Source organism: Streptomyces sp. NPDC006174, assembly GCF_040614075.1.
GTDB lineage: Bacteria > Actinomycetota > Actinomycetes > Streptomycetales > Streptomycetaceae > Streptomyces.
In genome coordinates, this window is sequence record NZ_JBEXTJ010000015.1 from 51689 (window position 1) to 65111 (window position 13423).

Annotated in this window: 14 protein-coding genes; 4 read left to right on the plus strand and 10 right to left on the minus strand. The window is 71.8% G+C overall.

The genetic code is table 11. The annotated features are described in order from the left end of the window. Nucleotides 1-15: 15 nt before the first annotated feature. Complete coding sequence (locus ABZ267_RS28545) at nt 16-879, minus strand: ABC transporter permease (RefSeq protein WP_356752438.1); 864 nt, start codon at nt 877-879, stop codon at nt 16-18. Between the two features lie 195 nt (nt 880-1074). On the opposite strand from ABZ267_RS28545, the gene ABZ267_RS28550 reads away from it, so the two are divergent. Further along, nucleotides 1075-2169, plus strand: coding sequence for a LacI family DNA-binding transcriptional regulator (locus ABZ267_RS28550; RefSeq protein WP_356752440.1), 1095 nt, complete (start codon nt 1075-1077; stop codon nt 2167-2169). Here ABZ267_RS28550 and ABZ267_RS28555 read toward each other — a convergent pair. The 5 genes from ABZ267_RS28555 to ABZ267_RS28575 are packed head-to-tail and all read right to left on the minus strand — an operon-like array spanning nt 2160 to nt 6183. After that, complete coding sequence (locus ABZ267_RS28555; protein ID WP_356752442.1) at nt 2160-2744, minus strand: GAF domain-containing protein; 585 nt, start codon at nt 2742-2744, stop codon at nt 2160-2162. The genes ABZ267_RS28550 and ABZ267_RS28555 overlap by 10 nt on opposite strands. Continuing rightward, on the minus strand, nt 2741-3364 hold the full coding sequence (locus ABZ267_RS28560) for an ATP/GTP-binding protein (protein ID WP_356752444.1): 624 nt from the start codon (nt 3362-3364) through the stop codon (nt 2741-2743). Before ABZ267_RS28560 ends, ABZ267_RS28555 begins: the two co-directional genes overlap by 4 nt. Further along, the gene (locus tag ABZ267_RS28565; RefSeq protein WP_018492059.1) at nt 3342-3713 is read right to left on the minus strand and encodes a DUF742 domain-containing protein; all 372 of its coding nucleotides are present in this window, start codon (nt 3711-3713) and stop codon (nt 3342-3344) included. Before ABZ267_RS28565 ends, ABZ267_RS28560 begins: the two co-directional genes overlap by 23 nt. Before the next feature lie 2 nt (nt 3714-3715). After that, nucleotides 3716-4150, minus strand: a complete 435-nt coding sequence (locus ABZ267_RS28570; protein ID WP_356752446.1) for a roadblock/LC7 domain-containing protein — start codon at nt 4148-4150, stop codon at nt 3716-3718. Between the two features lie 5 nt (nt 4151-4155). Further along, entirely contained in the window at nt 4156-6183 is a 2028-nt protein-coding gene (locus ABZ267_RS28575) for an ATP-binding protein (protein WP_356752448.1), read from the minus strand. Nucleotides 6184-6543: 360 nt separating this feature from the next. Here ABZ267_RS28575 and ABZ267_RS28580 point away from each other — a divergent pair, with 360 nt between their 5' ends. Beyond that, a complete protein-coding gene (locus tag ABZ267_RS28580) occupies nt 6544-7989 on the plus strand; it encodes a glyceraldehyde-3-phosphate dehydrogenase (protein WP_356752449.1) in 1446 nt (481 codons plus the stop codon). 47 nt (nt 7990-8036) lie between these two features. Here the strand turns inward: ABZ267_RS28580 and ABZ267_RS28585 are convergent, their stop codons facing one another. Together ABZ267_RS28585 and ABZ267_RS28590 are read right to left on the minus strand one after the other, a co-directional pair. Further along, complete coding sequence (locus tag ABZ267_RS28585) at nt 8037-9245, minus strand: MBL fold metallo-hydrolase (RefSeq protein ID WP_356752451.1); 1209 nt, start codon at nt 9243-9245, stop codon at nt 8037-8039. A 129-nt stretch (nt 9246-9374) separates the two neighbouring features. After that, nucleotides 9375-9815 carry a PPOX class F420-dependent oxidoreductase gene (locus ABZ267_RS28590; RefSeq protein ID WP_356752453.1) on the minus strand — a complete coding sequence of 147 codons (441 nt, stop codon included), beginning with the start codon at nt 9813-9815 and terminating at the stop codon, nt 9375-9377. A gap of 343 nt (nt 9816-10158) precedes the next feature. On the opposite strand from ABZ267_RS28590, the gene ABZ267_RS28595 reads away from it, so the two are divergent. Beyond that, nucleotides 10159-10770: a TetR/AcrR family transcriptional regulator gene (locus tag ABZ267_RS28595; RefSeq protein ID WP_356752455.1), complete on the plus strand. Its 612-nt coding sequence runs from the start codon at nt 10159-10161 to the stop codon at nt 10768-10770. 39 nt (nt 10771-10809) lie between these two features. On the opposite strand, the gene ABZ267_RS28600 is transcribed toward ABZ267_RS28595, so the two are convergent. Together ABZ267_RS28600 and ABZ267_RS28605 are read right to left on the minus strand one after the other, a co-directional pair. Next, nucleotides 10810-11811, minus strand: a complete 1002-nt coding sequence (locus tag ABZ267_RS28600; protein WP_356752457.1) for a DUF6745 domain-containing protein — start codon at nt 11809-11811, stop codon at nt 10810-10812. A gap of 88 nt (nt 11812-11899) precedes the next feature. Continuing rightward, a complete protein-coding gene (locus ABZ267_RS28605) occupies nt 11900-12226 on the minus strand; it encodes a hypothetical protein (protein ID WP_356752458.1) in 327 nt (108 codons plus the stop codon). Nucleotides 12227-12468: 242 nt separating this feature from the next. On the opposite strand from ABZ267_RS28605, the gene ABZ267_RS28610 reads away from it, so the two are divergent. Further along, complete coding sequence (locus tag ABZ267_RS28610; protein ID WP_356752460.1) at nt 12469-13422, plus strand: STM4015 family protein; 954 nt, start codon at nt 12469-12471, stop codon at nt 13420-13422. The last annotated feature ends 1 nt before the right edge of the window (nt 13423 follow it).

A 13423-nucleotide genomic window follows, 5' to 3' on the forward strand; every position in this document is an offset into this window, starting at 1 on the left:
GTGACTTCCGGGACTTCAGTACGTGGTGGTGGCCGAGGTCTCCCGGCGGCTCGCGTGCCACGGCAGCAGCAGCTTCTCGGCGATCTCCACGAGGACGAAGAGGACGACGCCGATCAGCGACATCACCAGCAGCCCCGCGAAGAGCATCGGAGTGTCGAGGTTGCCGTTGGCCTGGAGGATGACATAGCCGAGGCCCTCGTCGGCGCCGACGAACTCACCGACCACAGCGCCGGTCACCGCGAGCGTGACGGCGACCTTGAGGCCCGAGAACAGGTGCGGCAGCGAGGCCGGGAAGCGGATTTTCAGGAAGGTCTGCCACGGCTTCGCTCCCATCGTGGCGGAGAGTTGGAGCATCTCCGGGTCGACGGCCTTGAGGCCGGTGACCATCGAGATCACCACCGGGAAGAAGGCGATGAGCACGGCGATGAGGATCTTGGGAGCGATGCCGAAACCGAGCCACACCACGAAGAGCGGCGCGATGGCGATCTTCGGCACGACCTGGGCGAAGAGGAGGATCGGGTAGAGCGTGCGCTCGACGGTGGAGGAGTACACCATCACCACCGCCGCGAGCACACCGACGGCGACCGCGATGACGAAGCCGAGGAGCGTCTCGTACGTCGTCACCCAGCTGTGCTGCCAGAGGTAACCCGCCTTGCCCGTAAGGACGTCGAGGGTCGCGCCGGGCGAAGGTACGAGATAGGGCTCGACCAGTTCGGCCGCCGCGATCACCCACCAGAGCGCGAAGCAGACGAGCAGCAGCGCGACCGGCCGCCAGCTCCTCTCCGCCGCCCGGGCCAGCCGCTCCCCCGCCGTGGGACCGGCCCGGTGGGCGACTCCCGCCACCTCGGCGGGCCTTTCGGCCAACGCGCTCTCACTCACGGTGAACTCCCTGCAAGCCGGGGGCAGTTGTGACGAGCTGTGCCTTGCTGCGATGCTGGTGGTGAGGGACTGAAGGCGCTTTCAGAAAGCGCTTTCTGATAAGGTGCCGCCACGCTAATGACTGTGCGCGCACACGGTCAATAGGTCGTCCCGAAGTTTCGGGGCCCAGCCACCACCGCACCCCTGGGGGTCGAGTTGAGTGAACGGGAAACACCTCTCCACCCCGATACGCGCCGCCGCGTCCCGGCTCCTCACGTCACGCTCGACGCCGTGGCCCGCGAGGCCGGCGTGTCGCCGGCCACCGCCTCCCGCGCACTGAACGGCACCACCCGGGTCCGCGACGATCTGCGCACCCGCGTCCGTGCCGCCGCCGATCGCCTCGGCTACATCCCCAACGCCCACGCCCAGGCCCTGGCCAGCACCGAGGGCAGCCGTACGGTCGGGCTGATCTGCCACGACGTCGGCGATCCGTACTTCGCGGGCATCGCCGGCGGCGTGATGCGGGCGGCGGCGCAGCAGGACCTGCTGGTGATGCTCGCCTCCACCTTCCGCGAGCCGGCCCGGGAGATCGCGTACGTCTCGATGCTGCGGGCCCAGCGGGCGCGGGCCATCCTGCTGATCGGCTCCGGCTTCCAGGACCGGGCCTGGGAGCGGGCGATGGACGCGGAGCTGGATCCGTACGTGCGCGCCGGCGGCCGGGTGGCGGTGGTCAGCCGGCACCGGTCGCTGTGGGTGGACACCGTGCGGCCGGAGAACCGGGCCGGGGCGGCGGGGCTCGCGAAGGCGCTGGTGGCGCTCGGGCACCGGGAGTTCGCCGTGCTGACCGGTCTGCCCGAACTGACCACGGTGGCCGACCGGTTGGCCGGGTTCCGCGAGGGGCTCGCCGATGCGGGCATCCGGCTGGAGCGGGTGGTGCGGGAGGCGTTCACCCGGGAGGGCGGACATCTTGCGGCACGGCGACTGCTGGCGTCCGGCGGTCCCCGGCCGACCTGTGTCTTCGCGGTGACCGACGTGATGGCGGTCGGCGCGCTGGCCGCGCTGCGCGAGGCGGGGGTGCGGGTGCCGGAGGACATGTCGCTGGCGGGGTTCGACGACATCCCTCTCGTACGGGAGTTGTCGCCGCCGCTGACCACGGTGGCGCTGCCGCTCACCGCGATGGGCGAGCAGGTGATCGCGCTGGCTCTGCGCACGCCGTCGGGTGCGGGGCGGTCGCGGGTGGTGCGGATCGACGGGGAGGTGGTGCTGCGGGGCAGCACGGGTCCGCCGCCGCACGGGAGTCGTCACGGGTGACGGTAGCCCTCCCGGTGGTCGATCTGCCGGACCAGCTCCTGGGCGAGCGACTTGATGGTGTCGAGCCCGGCCCGGCCCCACGGGCGCGGCACGGTATCCACGGCGCAGACGGTCCCGAGCGCGATGCCCGTACGGTCGATGAGCGGTGCGCCGAGGTAGGAGCGGACGCCTATGTCGTCCACCACCGGATTGCCGGCGAACCGCGGATAGTCGCAGACGTCGTCCAGGACCAGCGCCTTGCGCCGTACGACCACATGCGGGCAGTAGCCGTGGTCGCGGGCCATGTGGCGCGCGCCGCGGTTGCCTCCGGCCGCGACGGCACCGAGCTCCTTGCCACCGCGATTGCCCGCCGGAGTGTGCAGTCCGGCGAAGAACTGACGGTTCTCGTCGATGAAGTTGACCATCGAGAAGGGCGACGCGGTGACTTCGGCCACCTTGTCGGCGAAGGCGTCGAAGTCGTCGAACGAGGCGTCGGGCCGCTCGCCGAGATCCAGCCTCCGCAGCCGCTCCGCGCGGGCCGGGCCGTCCCGGTCGGCGGGGGTCAGCAGCATCCGGCCGGTGGCGAAGGATGTCACTGGTGGGCTCCGAAAGCCTGGAGCGGAGCGGGCGCGGAGGTGGCGTTGATCAGATGTTGTACGAGGGTGACCAGCGCGCCCGTACCGGAGCTGGCGATCCGCGCGTCGCACAGGACGACCGGCACTTCGGGTCCGAGGTCGAGCGCGGCCCGGATCTCGTCGGGTTCGTAGCGGTAGGCACCGTCGAACTCGTTGACCGCGACGATGAAGCCGATGCCGCGCCGCTCGAAGAAGTCCACGGCGGCGAAGCACTCGGCCAGCCGCCGGGTGTCGGCGAGCACCACGGCGCCGAGCGCTCCTTGGGAGAGCTCGTCCCACATGAACCAGAACCGCTCCTGGCCCGGCGTACCGAACAGGTACAGCACATGCTGTTCGGAGAGGGTGATGCGGCCGAAGTCCATGGCGACGGTGGTGGCCGTCTTGGACTCGACGCCGTCCAGGTTGTCGGTGCCCACGCTGGACTGGGTCAGCAGTTCCTCGGTGGACAGCGGGGCGATTTCGCTGACCGCGCCGACGAAGGTCGTCTTGCCGACGCCGAATCCGCCCGCGACCAGCACCTTGAGGGCCACGGGGAAGAACTCGGTGGTTCCGGTGCGGTCAGAGCTGTCGTCGTAAACCATCGAGCACTGCCTCCAGCAGGGATCGGTCGGTGGGTGTGTCATGGAAAGCGGGAGCGTGCGCGGTGACCGCTCCGCAGTCGACCAGGTCGGAGAGGAGGACCTTGGTGACGACCGCGGGCAGCCGAAGGTGTGCGGCGATCTCGGCGACGGACATGGGTCCCTCGCAGAGTCCGAGGGCCACGGTGTGTTCGGGGCCGAGGTGGATGTCGGGTTCGATGCCCGTGGCCATGACCAGGGAGAGCAGGTCGAATCCGGTGGACGGCCGGGTGCGGCCGTTGCTGACGGTGTACGGGCGGATCAGCCGGCCGGCCGCGTCGTCGAGCAGGGGCCCGTCCTGCGGGGCCGGCATCCTCACAGCCCCGGAGTGAACGGGGCGCCGGCCGGCTGCCGCAGCGGGGTCGTCAGATAGGGACGGACGCTCTTGACCAGCATCGCCATCTCGTAGCCGAGCACCGCGGCGTCCGCCTCGCGCCCGGCGAGGACGGCGAGACAGGTGCCGGATCCGGCGGTGGAGACGAACAGGAGCGTGGAGTCGAGCTCGACGACCACCTGCCGGACGTCGCCGTTGTCGCCGAAGCGGGCGCCGGCGCTGCGGCCCAGGGAGTACAGGCCGGCGGCCAGGGCGGCCATGTGGTCGGCGCTGTCGGGGTCCATGCCGTGGACGGATTTCACCAGTCCGTCGGCCGAGAGCAGCACCGCGCTGCGCGTGTAGGGCACGCGTTGGACCAGTCCGCTCAGCAGCCAGTCCAGGTCCGAGACCTGACCGGCCTGCATGTCGCTCGGCATCGTGTCTACTCCTTGAAAGTCGTGTCTTTACGGGGTTCCGGCACGGCGTGGCCCGGCAGGAAGGTGTCGTGCCCGGTCTGCGCGCGGCCGAGCGGCGCGGGCGCTCCGGACGGCTCGGCGCCTTCGCGTACGGGTTCGGCTCCGCGTACGGGCAAGGGGGCGAGGGTCTCCAGAGGGGCGTCGAGCGCGGAGGTGGCTCCGCCGTACCCGGTGGTGGTCCCTTCCTCCTGGGCGGTCTGGGCCTCGGCGAGGTCGATGCCGCGCCGGAAGGCGGCCATGAGGCCCGGGTCGTGCAGTGCGTGCTCGTCCTCGACGCGCGGGGCGGGCGCTTCGCGCAGTTGCGGGACGAGGTGCTCCTGGTTGGCCCGCTTGGGGAGCTGGGGCCGGGCGACGGGCTGGGTGGGGTGGTCGACGCGCTGGGGCGTGAAGGCGGTGGGCGGGAGGGGTGCGGGCGGTGCGGAGCGATCGGCGGGCTCCGGTGTGACGGCGGGCGGTACGGGCCGGTCGGCGGCGGCGGCCGTTGCCGGGGGTGCGGGGCGGTCGATGCGTTCGGCGCGCAGTGGGAGGGGCGGGGCCTCGCCTCGGTGGCCGGGCGGGCGGCTCTCCGGTGCGGCGTGGGCGTGCGAACCGGGCGCCTGGGCGTCGCGTGGGTGGCCGGCGGGCGCCTGGACGGCCTGCGGCGGGGCTGCCCGCACCTGCGGCGGCGCGGACGGGACGGACGGTCCGTCGTCGGCGGGCGGGCGGTGGACGGCTCCGGGCGGCGGTACGGGGGCGGCGCCGGGCGTGGCCGCGGTGTCCGGGTCGGTGCCTAGGAGGGTCTGCGGCAGGACGAGGACCGCCTGCGTGCCGCCGTAGATGTTGCTCTGCAGGCGGACCGCGATGCCGTGGCGGCGGGCCAGCGCGGAGACGACGAACAGGCCGATCCGGCCGTCCTGGAGGAGGTGGGCGACGTTGACCTGGTCGGGGTCGGAGAGCAGGGCGTTCATGCGCTTCTGCTCGTGGTCCGGCATCCCGAGGCCGCGGTCCTCCACCTCCAGCGCGAGTCCGGCGGTGACGCGCTGGACGCGCAGCAGGACCTGGGTGTGCGGTGCGGAGAACACCGTGGCGTTCTCGACGAGTTCGGCCAGCAGGTGGATCACGTCGGCGACGGCGTGGCCGCGCAGGGTGCCGTCCATCGGCGGGACCAGCTTGACCCGCGGGTACTGCTCGACCTCCGCGATGGCCGAGCGCAGCACCTCGGTCATGGTGACCGGGTTGCTCCACTGGCGCCGGGACACGGCTCCGCCGAGGACGGCGAGGTTCTCCGCGTGGCGGCGGATCCGGGTGGCCAGGTGGTCGACGTGGAAGAGGCCCTTGAGCAGGTCGGGGTCCTCGACCTCGTGCTCCAGCTCGTCGAGGATCTGGATCTCGCGGTGGACCAGGGACTGCAGCCGCCGGGCGAGGTTGACGAAGACCTCGACCTTCTGTTCGTTGCCGGTCGAGCTGAAGAGCTGCGAGGCCTGGACGACAGCGGTGACCGCGGCTTCCTGCGCCCGTCCCATCTCCAGCGCGAGCAGGTCGAAGGCGTCGCCGTCCGGAGCGGGAGGCTGCGGTGGGCGCCGGGGACCGACGGGCTCTCCGGAGCGGAGCTGCTCCACCACCCGCTGAAGCTCGGCCTGGCCCTGGGCGCTGGTGCGGCGGAGCGTCAGCGCCCGGTCGAGCACGGCACCCGCCACGCGGTGGGCGCCGAGGTAGGCGGCCGCGACGGCGGCGACGGCCAGGGCGGCCGATCCGCCGAGCGCGGCCCACAGGCTCGGGGACGGGTCGACGGCGCCGTCGCGGATGGTGAAGATGACGGCGGCCGCGCCGCTGAGCAGGGCGGCGATGGTGGGGAGCAGCGCGGTGCGCAGCAACTGGGGCCGGATGCGGCCCTCGGGGGTGGGCTGGGCGGCGCGCGGCCTGCTCGTGGCCGAGTGGGCGCGTGCGCCGGGGCGGCCGTGCCGTCCGCCCTCGCGGCGGTCCGGTCGCGCGGCGGGTGCGCGAAGTTGAGACATCAGCGTCCTCGGTACGGGGGCACCAGGAATCGGCGTTCCTGTCGCCCCTGTCGGCGTTCCTGCGGTGGCACCTGCGGTGGTCGGTCCAGCTCGGGTCAGTGGTCGGGCCGGACCGGAGTCCAGGAGCCCGCTGTTGATCACCGAGCACACACGGTAGTCGCCACCGACCTGTGCGCGACGGGCAGTTGTGGAACTTGCCCGCCATCCGTCCCGCTCTGGTATGACCTCTCGCACAGGCGCCCGATTACGCCGCATTGACACCGGCCTGGCCCGCCCCGGATCTCCGGACGGGACCACCTTGAGGATGAACACACCGGGGCGGCTACCATATGAGCGCCGCCTAGCTCGAAAGATAAACACGTGACTGTCAATGACGACTCGTTCACCAACTGGATGCACCGCGAGGAGATCGCGGAGTCGATGATCCCGATCATCGGGAAGCTGCACCGTGAGCAGGACGTGAACGTCCTGCTGCACAGCCGCTCCCTGGTGAACAAGTCGGTGGTCAGCATCCTCAAGACCCACCGCTTCGCCCGGCAGATCGCCGGCGAGGAGCTGTCCGTCACCGAGACGATGCCGTTCCTCCAGGCTCTGACGACGCTCGACCTCGGCCCGTCCCAGATCGACATAGGCATGCTGGCCGCGACGTTCCGCGCCGACGACCGCGGCCTGTCGGTCGAGGAGTTCACCGCCGAGGCGGTCGCCGGGGCGACCGGCGCCAACAAGATCGACCGCCGCGAGTCGCGCGATGTCGTCCTCTACGGCTTCGGCCGCATCGGCCGCCTCATCGCCCGTCTCCTCATCGAGAAGGCCGGCTCCGGCAACGGACTGCGGCTGCGCGCCATCGTCGTACGCAAGGGCTCCGGCCAGGACATCGTCAAGCGCGCCTCACTGCTGCGGCGCGACTCGATCCACGGCCAGTTCTCCGGCACGATCACCGTCGACGAGGCGAACAGCAAGATCGTCGCCAACGGCAACGAGATCAAGGTGATCTACTCGGACGACCCGACGACGGTGGTCTACACCGAGTACGGGATCAAGGACGCCATCCTGATCGACAACACCGGCAGGTGGCGCGACCGCGAGGGGCTCTCCAAGCACCTGCGCCCCGGCATCGCCAAGGTGGTCCTCACCGCGCCGGGCAAGGGCGACGTCCCCAACATCGTCCACGGCGTCAACCACGACACGATCAAGGACGACGAGCAGATCCTGTCCTGCGCGTCCTGCACCACCAACGCGATCGTCCCGCCGCTCAAGGCGATGGCGGACGAGTACGGCGTCCTGCGCGGCCACGTGGAGACCGTCCACTCGTACACCAACGACCAGAACCTGCTGGACAACTACCACAGCTCCGACCGGCGCGGCCGTTCCGCGGCGCTCAACATGGTCATCACCGAGACCGGCGCCGCGTCCGCCGTGGCCAAGGCGCTGCCGGACCTGGACGCGCCGATCACCGGCAGCTCCATCCGCGTCCCGGTGCCGGACGTCTCCATCGCGATCCTGAGCCTGCGGCTGGGCCGCGAGGCCACCCGCGAAGAGGTCCTCGACTACCTCCGTAACGTGTCGCTCGCCTCGCCGCTCAAGCGCCAGATCGACTTCATCAGCGCCCCCGACGCGGTCTCCAGCGACTTCATCGGCTCGCGCCACGCCTCGATCGTCGACGCGGGCGCCACCAAGGTCGACGGCGACAACGCGATCCTCTACCTCTGGTACGACAACGAGTTCGGCTACTCGTGCCAGGTCATCCGGGTCGTCCAGCACGTCTCCGGCGTGGAGTACCCGACGTACCCGGCTCCGGCGGCCTGATCTCCGATCCGGGTGAGGGCCCGGCCGCCCGGGCCCTCACCCGGCGGTCACCGCTCTCCGGCCACGTCCAGGTCCCGCCGTACGACCGGCGCGCCGCCCGGGACCGTGTCCGGTGTCGCCGTACGCCACTGCGCGGCCGCCATCGGTGCCGAGACGGCTCGCCACCACGGCTCCACCGGGAGCGTTCCGGCAGGCTCGAAGGGTTCGCCCGGCCGGGGGAAGGCCACCGGCTGTTCGGCCTCCTCGGCCGCGTCCTGCGTCCACTCGGCGGGCTCGGCCCAGGCGTGCGGGGCGAGGTTGAAGGTGCCCCAGTGGATCGGCAGCAGCACGCCGTGCGGGCGGCCGCCCTGGAGGTCCAGGTGGGCGCGCATCCCCTCGGCGGGGGTCATGTGGATGTCCGGCCAGTACTCCGAGTAGGCGCCGATCTGGATCATCGTGGCGTCGAAGGGTCCGTGCTCGGCGCCGATGTCCCGGAAGCCGGGGAAATAGCCGGTGTCGCCGCTGTGGTAGATCCGGTGCTCGGGGCCGGAGACGGCCCAGGAGGCCCACAGGGTGTGCTGGTTGTTGCGCAGGCCGCGGCCGCAGAAGTGGCGCGCGGGCGTGGCGGTGAGGCTGATCCCGTTGACCTCGGCGGTCTCGTTCCAGTCGAGCTCGCGCAGCCGGTCGGGGGCCACGCCCCAGCGCTCCAGGTGGGCGCCGACGCCGAGCGGCACGGCGAAGACGGTGTCCGTGCCCGCCAGCGCGCGGATCGTCGGCAGGTCGAGGTGGTCGTAGTGGTCGTGGGAGATCACCACCACGTCGACGGATCCGAGCGTGGTCAGCGGCACCGGAACCGGGTGCAGGCGCTTGGGTCCGGCGAAGGGGAACGGGGAACACCGCTCACCCCAGACCGGGTCGAACAGCACCCGGCGGCCGTCGATCTCGGCGAGCACGCTGGAATGGCCCATCCAGGTCAGCCGCAGCCCGGTGACGGGCGGTGCGGCCAGATCGGCGAGGGTGGTGGCGTGGACCGGAACGGTCCCTGCCGGCGCCCTGCGGATCCGCTGCTCCTTCTGGAAGTAGATCTTGGCGAATTCCAGCGTCGATCCGGACGGCCTGGTCCGGGCACCCAGCGGGTTCTGGAACACGCCGTCGGCGAAGTTCGGCGAGCTGAGGATGCGCTGCATCCGCGCTCCCGCGGGATCGGCCCCGAAGGACTCGGAGCGCATCGAACGCATTTTCGTACGGAAGGGGACAAAGTAGTCGGCGCCGGTCACAACATCTCCTGGGGGAGTCGGTGTCGTCTCATTATCGTCGGACTGTCCGACAGGGCGAGAAGAGGACGGTGAACGGGGCAGCCGCTCGGGCCGGCGGCACCCGGCACACGGCGTCCGGTCGGTGGCGGTTCAGCCACGTGGCTGGCCGTAGACGTGCTCGATGTGCAGCGTGAGCACCACGCGGCGGTCCTCGACCATGGCCCGCCGGTAGTCGTCCCAGTCGGGGTGCTCGCCTCTCACATCGCGGTACAGCGTGATGAGGGCCTCCACCGTGGCGTCGTCCCGCTCGGCGGCGGGCGGGGTCAGCTCGGCGGTGCCGTCCGCGACGGTCCAGGCCCAGCGGTCGTCGCTGGTGACGTGGTAGCTCGCCCGGGGGTCGCGTCGCAGGTTGCGGGTCTTCGCCCGGCCTTCGGTGATCGATACCCGGATCACCTGCTCGTCCGGGTAGTACGCGTGGTTGACGTTCGACAGCTGGGGCCGCCCGTCCCGCTTGAGAGTGACAAGGACTCCCCCGTCGCGCTCGCCGATGAGGCGGAGCAGCGCTTCCTGTGCCGGTTCGAATGACGTCATGAACGGTCCAACGTGCTTCCCCTTCCGAGGATTCCGGCCCGGCGGCCCACCGGGCCGGTGTCACCTGCGGGAGTTGCCGGCGCATCGGCCCGGTGGCGGCCTGGTCTTCGGTGACCGGTGCATTGATCAGGCGGTGTCCGGCGGATCAGGGCCGGACAGGGCGCGGCGTCCGGTGCGGTGCATCGCAGGGCGCCGGGGCGTCCTCATCGCGGAGCGATTCGGGCGTTTCGGCAACGCCGCGAGAGATGGGGCCTCCCGTGCTCGAGCGCAGCCGAGAGCTCGGGGAAGTGCCAGGCGTCGTGACCCCGGTCATGATCCGCCGGACACCCCCTAGGGTGGTCGGGTGGCAAGAGTCCGGTTGAACGTGGCGGAACGGCGTGAGGAGCTGTTGAGGGCGACGGTCGAGCAGATCGAGATCCGCGGGGCCTCCTCCGTGCGGATCGGCGATGTGGCGTCGGCGCTCGGTGTGAGCAACGCGCTGGTGCTCTACCACTTCTCCTCCAAGGAGAAGCTGGTCGCCGCCGCCTTCGCGTACGCGGCCGAGGCCGACCTCGCCCAGCTGCGCAAGCTGCTCGCCCGGCGCACCTCCGCCGTCCGGCGGCTGCGGGCCGCCGTGCGGTGGTACGCGCCGACCGGACAGGCCAAGGGGTGGCGGCTGTGGATCGAGGGATGGGCGGCCTCCTTGCGCGAGCCCGCACTGCGCGAGGTGGCCGGCGACCTCGACCGGCGGTGGAAGGCGGAGCTGGCCGAGGTCATCGCGGAGGGCGCCGCCGCCGGTGAGTTCCGGTGCGCGGACCCGGAGTCGGCGGCCTGGCGGCTGACCGCCCTGCTGGACGGTCTGGCCGTGCAGATGACGTCGTACGCGGGTCCGCTCTCCCGGGCCACGATGCTGCGCTGGACCGACGAGGCACTCGCCCGTGAGCTGGGCATCGACCAAGCCGCGCCGGCCGGCTGACGCGTCGGGGCGGCCACACCGCGCTGACCGGCCGACGCCTCAGGTCTGGCGCACCGGGGCGTAGGCGGCGCCGTCCAGCCCGAACGTCCAGGCGACCCCGTCCTTGGCGGTCCGCGTCGCGGGCGGTACGCGGAGCCAGTACGTGCGGTGGGTGCCGTCCGGCTCCGGAGTGGAGTTGACCACCTCGACCATCACCACGTCCTCGTCGCCTTCGAGGGCTATGCGCCAGAGGATGCCCGTCTCGTCGCGGTGGACGGGCTCGGCGCCCGACTCCGTGAGATAGCGGTCGTAGCCGTAGTACTCCAGCATCACGCGGCGCAGCTCCGCGTTCTCCTCCTCCCGGATGCGCTGCGGGCTCAGCGAGGCCAGCTCCGCAAGGAAGGCGGCGGGCACCGGCATACCGCGCCAGGCGTGGAGCGCGAACCCGTCCCGGTAGGCGAGGGCCGGCCCCTCCCCGTGGTCGAGCCGGCCCGCCTCGTCGCGGTGCAGGACCTCGGGTCGCTCGCTGATCACCACGGCCCTCTCGTACGGCCACCACCAGCCGGCGTTCCTGGCCACCTCGGCGAGGCCGGTGAGCCGGTCGCCGCGGCCGTCGAAAGCGGCGAGCCAGGCGGCGTCGTGCTGGCCGAGCACCGCGTCGAGCAGCACCAGCCGCACCGCTCCCTCGTCCTGCGGCCGCGCCGCGAGATCGGCGACGACGCCGGACCGTATGCGCTCGGCGAGCGCGGCCGTGGTCTCCCAGAGCTGGGCCCCGGTGGCGGACCAGAGCGCGGACCAGCCGGCCGGGCCCAGCTCGTCGTACATCCGGCGGCGCTCCTCGGCCCACGGCCGGGTGCGGACCTCTTCGCGCACCGAGGGTCCGGCGCCGGTCAGCTTCTCGACCACCTCCACGGCGGCCCGCGGCGACTCGGCCCAGACGATCCGCTCGGGCTCGGCGAGCCCGGCGGTGCGGTAGGCGCGCCGCACGCCCTCCTCGGCGGCCGCCCGGTCCGCCGCGCCGGTCGCCGCCGCCACGTCCCGCCAGGAATTCACGTGCTGCATCGGTTGTCCCGTCCCCAGTTCATGTCTGCTTCGTGTCTGCTTGTCGTGCTCGGTGTGGCGCCGGTGTCCGTACGTTCCGTACGGACGGTCAGTCGGCGACGATGCGGATCGCGCCGGGCGCGTACTCCCGCTGGCGCACCACCCGGAACCAGCCCTGCGGCAACGCGATCGTGGCGTGCTCCTCATGCACCACCCGGCCGCCTTCCGGGAGATGGAGCAGCATCGGGCCGAACGGCCCCGCCTCGCGGATCAGCCGGCCCGGCCCCTGCACGGCGTGCGCGTGCCCGGTCACCTCTCCCAGCGCGAGCACCAGCCGCCCCCGCCCGTCGCGCAGTTCGCCCCGAGCCTTCAGGAAGGGAGCGGGCACCGCCGACTCCTCCAGCGCCACGATCAGTACATCGCCCTGCCGGTACACAGACGTCTCCCCTCGGTCGCGGCACCCGCTGTGCCGGCCATGGGAAAAACGCTACGGGCAGGGTCTGACAACGGGCCCTCGCGGCGGCCTCGGAGACGTCCGGCGAACGGCTCCGAGCGGTCTCGCAGCAGGTTCGGACGGAGCCCGCCACGGCTTCGGGGCGGTCCCGGTCGCGGCGTTGTCAGTGCGGCTTGATAAACCTTGCGGACATCAGCAGTCCCCAGGACCAGGAGCTCAGTGCGATGTACGGTGCGCAGCATCTGCAAGCGTTCGGCGGCCTTCCGGCCGTCGACTTCCAGCACCAGGACGACCCTGCCGACCGGCCCGCCGCCGACGATGTGGCCTGGCGCATCTCGGTCGATCCGTACGACGACGATGACCGGAGCTGGGAAGAGGAGTTCGCCGACTTCCTGGGCTCGGTCGACCCGGCCGGGGTCAAGAGCCTGATCGTCGGTCAGTGGGGCGAGGCGTACGAGGAGAACTCCTCGGTCCCGATCGATCTGATCATCGCCGCCGCCGACCGGCTGACCTCGCTGGAGGCGGTGTTCGTCGGCGATCTGGAGGCCGAGCAGGCGGAGATCACCTGGATCGAGCAGTCGGACGTCACGGCTCTCCCGGCCGCCTTCCCGGCACTCACCGAGCTCGGCGTGCGCGGTGGCACCGGCCTGGTCTTCCCGCCGACGAAGCACGAGCGGCTGCGGTCGCTGACGATCCAGGCGGGCGGCCTGCCCGTCCAGGTGGTCCGCGGCGTGCTGGACAGCGAACTGCCCGCGCTGGAGCGGCTGGACCTCTGGCTCGGCGTGTCGGCCTACGAAGGCGACACCGAGGTGGCCGACCTGGCGCCGCTGCTGTCGGGCACCCGGTTCCCTCGCCTTCACCACCTGGGCCTGCGCAACAGCGAGGTGCAGAACGAGATCGCGGCGGCCCTCGCGTCGGCGCCGGTCGTCGCCCGGCTCCGGACGCTCGACCTGTCGAACGGGACGCTGGGCGACGAGGGCGCGGCCGCGCTCCTGGAGGGACAGCCGCTGACCCATCTCGATGTGCTCGACCTCCACCACCACTTCCTCTCCGAGGCGATGGAGCAGCGGGTCCGCTCGGCCCTGGAGCCGCACGGGGTGCGCGTCGATCTGTCCGAGCGGAACGAGCCATGGGACGGCCGTGGCGTCGAGGGCCGCTACACCGCCGTGTCGGAGTGAG

Bases quoted from the DNA above. Each gene is read 5' to 3' on its own strand.
- ABZ267_RS28610 (WP_356752460.1), top strand. From the start codon at position 12,469: ATGTACGGTGCGCAGCATCTGCAAGCGTTCGGCGGCCTTCCGGCCGTC.
- ABZ267_RS28590 (WP_356752453.1), bottom strand. From the start codon at position 9,815: ATGACGTCATTCGAACCGGCACAGGAAGCGCTGCTCCGCCTCATCGGC.
- ABZ267_RS28600 (WP_356752457.1), bottom strand. From the start codon at position 11,811: ATGCAGCACGTGAATTCCTGGCGGGACGTGGCGGCGGCGACCGGCGCG.
- ABZ267_RS28570 (WP_356752446.1), bottom strand. From the start codon at position 4,150: ATGCCGAGCGACATGCAGGCCGGTCAGGTCTCGGACCTGGACTGGCTG.
- ABZ267_RS28560 (WP_356752444.1), bottom strand. From the start codon at position 3,364: ATGGTTTACGACGACAGCTCTGACCGCACCGGAACCACCGAGTTCTTC.
- ABZ267_RS28575 (WP_356752448.1), bottom strand. From the start codon at position 6,183: ATGTCTCAACTTCGCGCACCCGCCGCGCGACCGGACCGCCGCGAGGGC.
- ABZ267_RS28565 (WP_018492059.1), bottom strand. From the start codon at position 3,713: ATGCCGGCCCCGCAGGACGGGCCCCTGCTCGACGACGCGGCCGGCCGG.